Annotated in this window: 6 protein-coding genes; 5 read left to right on the plus strand and 1 reads right to left on the minus strand. The window is 58.4% G+C overall.

From position 1 onward, the window contains the following. Window positions 1-224: 224 nt before the first annotated feature. From CU102_RS27990 to CU102_RS28000, 3 genes are all read left to right on the plus strand, one after another. Entirely contained in the window at window positions 225-2,504 is a 2,280-nt protein-coding gene (locus CU102_RS27990; protein WP_245425626.1) for a LuxR C-terminal-related transcriptional regulator, read from the plus strand. A 129-nt stretch (window positions 2,505-2,633) separates the two neighbouring features. Next, window positions 2,634-3,566, plus strand: coding sequence for an alpha/beta fold hydrolase (locus CU102_RS27995; RefSeq protein ID WP_106714313.1), 933 nt, complete (start codon window positions 2,634-2,636; stop codon window positions 3,564-3,566). Between the two features lie 136 nt (window positions 3,567-3,702). Then, window positions 3,703-3,972: a hypothetical protein gene (locus CU102_RS28000; protein ID WP_106714314.1), complete on the plus strand. Its 270-nt coding sequence runs from the start codon at window positions 3,703-3,705 to the stop codon at window positions 3,970-3,972. A 243-nt stretch (window positions 3,973-4,215) separates the two neighbouring features. Here CU102_RS28000 and CU102_RS28005 read toward each other — a convergent pair. Then, window positions 4,216-4,997 (minus strand): IS5 family transposase gene (locus CU102_RS28005; RefSeq protein WP_245425628.1). Its coding sequence is split into 2 segments (ribosomal slippage): window positions 4,216-4,635 and window positions 4,638-4,997, totalling 780 coding nucleotides; the frame shifts between segments, so codons are not numbered across the junction. Between the two features lie 146 nt (window positions 4,998-5,143). On the opposite strand from CU102_RS28005, the gene CU102_RS28010 reads away from it, so the two are divergent. Next, the gene (locus CU102_RS28010; RefSeq protein WP_106714315.1) at window positions 5,144-5,722 is read left to right on the plus strand and encodes a dihydrofolate reductase family protein; all 579 of its coding nucleotides are present in this window, start codon (window positions 5,144-5,146) and stop codon (window positions 5,720-5,722) included. Window positions 5,723-6,321: 599 nt separating this feature from the next. Next, window positions 6,322-6,702 carry a DUF6632 domain-containing protein gene (locus CU102_RS28015; RefSeq protein ID WP_106714316.1) on the plus strand — a complete coding sequence of 127 codons (381 nt, stop codon included), beginning with the start codon at window positions 6,322-6,324 and terminating at the stop codon, window positions 6,700-6,702. Window positions 6,703-6,852: the final 150 nt, after the last annotated feature.

The raw sequence follows: 6,852 nt of genomic DNA on the forward strand, positions 1-6,852 counted from the left end.
GAAATTGCTGTCGGCACCTTGATATTGATCGTTGTTATTTTCGTACACGGCGCAGGAATTCGGGCAATCAATCAGCGCTTCAGCAAATCCTGGATCCATGTGAGCAGCACCACGCCACACTGGCGGCGACCTTCATCCATCCTGATTCAAGTCGTAATATTCGCGGCAATGAGCTATTGTTTCCTCGGCGTTCTGACCGGCTAGAGCGGCAGCGCGGGACTAAAATGACTTTGCCTCAGGTTGAGCGGCGTCTGGCCGCCATACTAGTTGCCGATGTGGTCGGCTACTCGCGCCTTGTCGAAGCCGACGAAGCTGGGACGCTGGCCGCGATGAAACATCTGCGGCATTCCCTCCTGGAGCCATTGATGGCTGAGCACCGCGGCCGGATCGTCAAGCTGATGGGCGACGGCCTCATCGCGGAGTTCGCGTCTGTCGTCGACGCGGTGGCCTGCGCCGCGGCAGTTCAAACGCAGTTGGCCAAGCGGGACGAACCGGTGAGTTCTGAACGCCGGCTTACCTTGCGCATCGGTGTCAATGTTGGGGATGTCGTGGTCGAGGGCGACGATCTCCTGGGTGACGGGGTCAACGTCGCAGCCCGATTGGAGGAACTCTGCCCACCGGGAGGTGTCTTGATCTCTGGCACCGCTCACGATCAGCTTCCGGGCAAACTCGACGTCCGCTTTGAATTCGCGGGCGAGCAGCATCTCAAGAACATCGCGCGGCCGTGGAGGGTCTATCAGATGGTCGTCCCTGGCGTTCCTTCCGCGCTGCCGCAAACATTTCTGAGTGACAAGCCTGCGGTTGCGGTTTTGCCGCTTGAGAATATGAGTGACGACGATGGTCGGTACAAACCGGGGGCATCTTTCCCGGATGTCGTCGACCCTCTCCGACACGCTCGCGAGTGCTACGGCCGTCGCGAATGGGCTGACGCCTTTGATGCGTTTTCCCTTGCGGAGTCTGCCGCGCCGCTCGCGGGCGACGATCTCGAATTGCTGGCGATGTCGGCTTACCTTGCCGACAGAGACGAAAAATATCTGGCAGCTCTGGAGCGCGCCTATCAAGCCCATCTGGCCAGCGACCAATGCCTCAGCGCTGTTCGGTGTGCGTTTTGGCTCGGGTTGCGTCTTCTCTTTCGAGGCGAAACGGCTCATGGCGCCGGATGGTTCGCTCGTGCCCGGCGACTGCTCGATGGCGAAAAGCGCGACTGTGTCGAACAAGGTTATATGTTGCTGCCAACCGCGGAACAGGAGGTCGAGGGCGGCAACTTCGAGACTGCCTATTCTCTGGCAACCGATGCTGCCGCGATTGGTGACCGGTTCGGTGACGCGGATCTTGTCGCCTGCGCCCGGCACCTTCAGGGCCGGGCGCTTATCCGGCAAGGAAAAATAGACGAGGGCCTCCGGTTTCTTGACGAGGTTATGGTTGCTGCTTCGGCGCACGAGCTCTCGCCGATCATGACCGGGCTGATCTATTGCAGCGTCATCGACGCCTGCCAGCAGATTTGGGAGCTGGGGCGCGTCCGCGAATGGACATCCGACCTTGCTGAGTGGTGCGACGCCCAGCCCCAGATGGTTGCGTTCAGTGGCATCTGCCTGGTTCATCGCGCCGAAATCATGCGGATCAACGGTGCTTGGCAGAAAGCGATCGGGGAGGCGCAACGTGCGTACCAGCGTTTTTCCTGTAGAGACCGGCAGAAAGCCGCGGCGGCCGCTCTATACCAGCAAGCCGAGGTCCATCGCCTTCGCGGAGAATTCGGCTTGGCCGAGGAAGCCTACCGTAACGCGGGACAGTGGGGATGGGACCCGCAACCAGGCCTTGCACTCCTTCGGATGGCCCAGGGCCGCATCGACGACGCCGTGGCCGGGATCCGCCGTAAGGTCGCCGCCACCCCCGACCAACTGGATCGTGCGCGGGTTCTGCCCGCTCATGTCGAGATCACACTGGCCGCAGGTGACATTCAGGAAGCCCGCGGCGCTTGCAGTGAACTCAGCGAGACAGCGGAATGGTTCGGCACAAGCGTGCTGTCTGCAATGGCAGCAGAAACGCGAGGAGCCCTCGAATTGGCAGAAGGCGATATGGGAGCCGCCCTTCTTTCACTGCGTCCCGCATGCACGGTATGGCAAGACCTCGGGGCACCTTATGCCGCCGCGCGCGTGCGGGTTCTGATCGGCATGGCTTGCAGGGCCTTGGGAGATAGTGACGGAGCCGAGATTGAGCTCAGCGCCGCCAGGGCGGTGTTCCTGCAGTTGGGTGCCAAACCCGATCTTGCGCATGTCGACAAGTTCGCGCGCCTTGCGCCATCGGATCGCCAAAGCGGATTGACGGCGCGCGAGATCCAGGTGCTGCGTCTGATTGCTGCCGGCAAGAGCAACAAAATCATCGCGCGGGAGCTGTCTTTGAGCGAGAAGACGATCAACAGACATGCGAGCAATATCTTCAACAAGCTGGACGTACCGACGCGTGCGGCGGCCACCGCCTATGCATACGAACACGGTCTGATCTGACACTTCGACATTCTTTGGTGAGAATTGCCCATTGTGCCGCTGACACTGCCTGGGCAATTCGCCCGAAGCGGCGACGCATCCTCCATCGTATCATTGCTCACTGAACAGTAGAGCGCTGAGGAGGTAGCCATGACCGTCACCCAAAGGCAGATCGACGAACGAAACCAGTCAAAGGAGAACCACGGCCGGCCAAACGCAGGACTCGTCGCCCGCGAACACTTGCTGGCGAAATTGCCGGTCTCAGAGCGGAGGCTGCAGATTGCTCGAGTTTCGACTGCTGTTCTGGACGGCGGCGACGGCCAGCCGGTCATTCTGCTGCACGGTCCCGGAGGGTACGCGGCGCATTGGATGCGTATCATACCGGAACTGGCAACGACCCATCATGTCATCGCGCCCGACTTGCCCGGGCACGGAGCTTCCGAAGTCACTGATGGATCGTTGGACGCAGAGGACGTTCTGATATGGCTGGGGGAGTTTATCGACCAAACCTGCAAATCGAAGCCGGTTTTGATAGGGGAATTGATGGGCGGCGCCATTGCGGCGCGCTATGCGTGCCGCCACTCCGATTTGCTTGACGCACTGGTGCTCGTGGACTCTTTCGGCCTGACGCCGTTCCAGCCATCGGTAGCGTTTGGGGAAGCATTGACCCGATACCAGGTGAACCCCGCGGAACATACCCATGAAGATTTGTGGCGTTACTGCGCACATGATCTGGACGAGCTGCGCCAGCGTATGGGCGAACTATGGGACCCATTCGAAACCTACAATCTCGACCGCGCCCGCTCGCCGGCCCTGCACGCCGCGTTGGCAACGCTGATGCGTGACTTCATAATGCCGGCGATCCCAGCGGCTGAGTTGCGTCGCATAAAAGTTCCTGTCACGCTGATATGGGGTCGGTGCGATCTTGCCACGCCGCTGGATGTCGCGGAGACGGCAGCCGCTCGATATGGTTGGCCACTCCACGTTATCGAGGACGCAAATGATGCCCCCGCGATGGAACAGCCGGAAAGATTCCTGACGGCGCTACGCACTGCGCTCTATCACTCTCAAATCGTCAGATGAGAGGTTCGGCGCGCCGGTCACGCAGTTCCACAGCCTCGTCCTGCCCAAGAGGCATGCAGCTTGGCGTTGGTGCACCGAGCCGGGGCGTGATCCATTTGCTGTGGCCAGTGTATCACTGAGGCCGGGTGCATACTTCATGCGCCGCCGTCTTCCTGGCGGTAAGGAGACCGAACAAAGCCTCTTTCTCCTAGAGGGCTGGACACTGGAAGTCTATATCCTGCAGCAGGTGGCATCCGGTCGTGAGTCTGTGGGACAAACGCAAATCTCCCTCCATCTCCGCAAGCAAGGCGACGCTCCCAACAGCCAGCAAGACTTGTTGCTCGAAGCAGCCTATGTGGCACTTTCAGACGAATCCTCAACAGTCAACTGGAGGAACTGCTGTGGGGAAAATTTGAAAATCCCATGACAGGCATTGTCGGAGCTCATCTGTTGCTCCTCGAACAAGATCGCGGCTCGGCGCGTGACCTAGCGCCGCTGAACGCGGATGGCGGGTTGTCTCGTCATTGACCCGGACTTGTCACAGGAACTAGCGCTTGAACAGGCGCTAACGCCAAACGGCCCAGAAGATTTCGCACCATTTATCGCTGAAAGTCTCACGCCGGCAACATAACCTCACATAAGTCAGCCTTACGCCGACGTTAGCGACAGACTAGGCTGCGGACTCATAAAACCTGAGCCAGAGTCGGATAGCACCAAGCTTTGCAAAGGCGAGGTAAGCTGAAGCGTACCTGTCGTATCGTGTTGCGATGTGCCTGAACTGCTTGAGCTTGTTGATACAGCGTTCGACGAGATTGCGTTTCTTGTACTTGCGCTTTGAGAAGGGGATTTCTTGACGTCTGTTTGATTTTGGCGGAATGACGGGCGTGCAGTTCTGATCTTCGATCATCTCCCTGATCCAGTCGGCGTCATAGCCTCTGTCGGCGAGAAGGCTCGTTCCCTTGGGCAAATCTTGCAGGAGCAGTTCGGCCATCGGGGCATCATGGGCCTGACCGGGGGAGAGTTCGATCTGCAGCGGCAGACCGTGTTCGTTGACCCGCAAATGCATCTTGGTGGTCAGTCCTCCTCTCGAACGACCGATACAACAAATTCCATCCTGTTTTTTTGGGCGGCAGCTTGCTGGTGAACCCGCACACTTGTGCTGTCGATCATTTGCAGCTTCTGGCCTTTGGCCTCATAGACCGCGATGATTGCATCCATGAGCCTGTTCCAGACACCGGCTTTCCGCCAGCGGTTGAAGCGATTGTAGACCGTCGTGTAAGGCCCATATCTCTCGGGCAAATCTGCCCAAGGCGAACCTGACCTTAGCTGATAGAAAATACCGTTCAGCACGCGCCGGTCATCGACCCTCGGAACGCCCCGCGCCTTGTTCGGCAAAAGCGGCTTGATCACATTCCACTCAAACTCAGTCAGGTCATAACGTCCGTGGGCCATCGTAAACTCCTTTCGGAGTTTGAATCAGTTTTCAGCCGATTTGCCTATCGCTTATGAACATGCGACCTAGAGTAGCTGTTCTGCTGCCCGCAACAGCCACAGCTGAACCGCGTGACTACGGTATTGGAAGATTGTATACATGTCGCATGGGACTACTGATCTTCAGCACCAACGTCACCTTAGACGGCTGTGTCGACCACCAAGAAGGAATCGCCGACAACGAGACACACGCCTTCTTCACTCGCCTCATGGACGAGAGCGGGGCGATGCTGTGGGGCCGCGTCACCTACGAGATGATGGAGAGCTACTGGCCAGCGGTCGCCCGCGGCGAAGCGGAGGTACCGCCGCCGATGCGCGAGTGGGCGGTTAAGCTGGATGCCAAGCCGAAGTACGTGGTGTCGTCAACGCGAAACGACTTCCCGTGGAACAATAGCCACCACATCGCCGGTGATCTGCGAACAGGCGTGCAGAATCTCAAGGGTGCGACCCCGGCGGGCGTGCTCCTCGGTAGCGGCAAGCTCGCGGCTGAGTTGGATCGGCTGGATTTGATCGACGAGTACAAGTTCCTCGTTCACCCCAGGATCGTCGGCCACGGCCCCACTCTGTACGAGAGCGGCTTGCCGAGCGCGCGACAGCTCGAATTGGTTTCGGCGAAGCCGCTCCGCAACGGCGTTGTTGCTATGCACTACCGACGCTCCTTGACGAAAGTCGCAAGGCAGGAATAGCTCATAGCCGGATTTTCACAACCGTGGGCGAGGTTTTCTCTGCGGCAACAAAATTAATGAGTATGCGACCTAGATCGGCTAAGGGGCCATAAGCGGATAAACGATCGCCTCGAGCGGATTCTAATCGCAGAGCCACTGAATGCGGCATTCTTCGGGTGCGGTTCCATAGGAGCCATTATGCGATCTTCTCGCCATCGCAGGTCGCGCTTCGCCGTGAACTCACACAGAACCCGCGCAATGAATTTGAGACGTTCGTCCATGCGGTTGCACTCCTGCCATGGCACCTTTGCTCTCCTTGGAAAGGCCAAAAGTGTAACCCATGTCTCCGGAGAAATGTCACCCATCTCTCGGGAAGGGCATAATAAAATCCAATAGATATACTTCCATGAATAAGGCTCGGGAAAAGGTCGTATTGCTTGGGCCGAAAATCAAACAAGCCTAGGGCACTCTGGATCACGGGTTTGGGGGGTCTTTCGTACATGCGAATGATCCTGCTGTACGGTCGCTAACGTTGGTGCAAAATGCGTTTCATGGTTGGCTGGTTTTAAATAGGCTTCTGACGAAGAGTGCCGCTCACTCCCTGAAAGAAAGAAGCGCCCATGTCCCGCCTGAAACTTTTGCAGATCGCTCTGTTTGCATTCGGTGTCGTATTCTGTCTGGTCTATCCGCTTGCGATTATCTGGCCGTCGGGTTGGTCTTGGCATGATGGCCCGCCCACCGCTTCGCACTATTTCATGATGATCGTGGGCCTATACGCAACGCTTGGGATATTTCTGGTCCGGGCGTCGCGCGATCCCACAGCACATCGATCGCTAATCGACTTCACGATCTGGTCGAGTGTCGTGCACGCGCTGATCATGGCGATCCAGTCCTACAGCCCCGGCGCGCATATGGGCCATATGCTGGGCGACGTGCCGGCTTTGCTACTCGTGGCGGCGGTGCTCGGCGGGTTGACCTATTCCGGCGGCGCGCCCAAATAAATGGGACGAGACTACTGGCCCTTGGGGTAGGAAAAAGCTTTGCTGCCGCGGTCGGGTGACGGCCGCAACGGTGTGTCAAGCTGCTCGTTTTCGCCGTCCCGAGGTGCGCTATGCTCGCAAAGAAACGGAACCGAACCATGATCGAAGATG

It is taken from the genome of Phyllobacterium brassicacearum (assembly GCF_003010955.1).
In the GTDB taxonomy this organism is placed as follows: Bacteria; Pseudomonadota; Alphaproteobacteria; order Rhizobiales; family Rhizobiaceae; genus Phyllobacterium; species Phyllobacterium brassicacearum.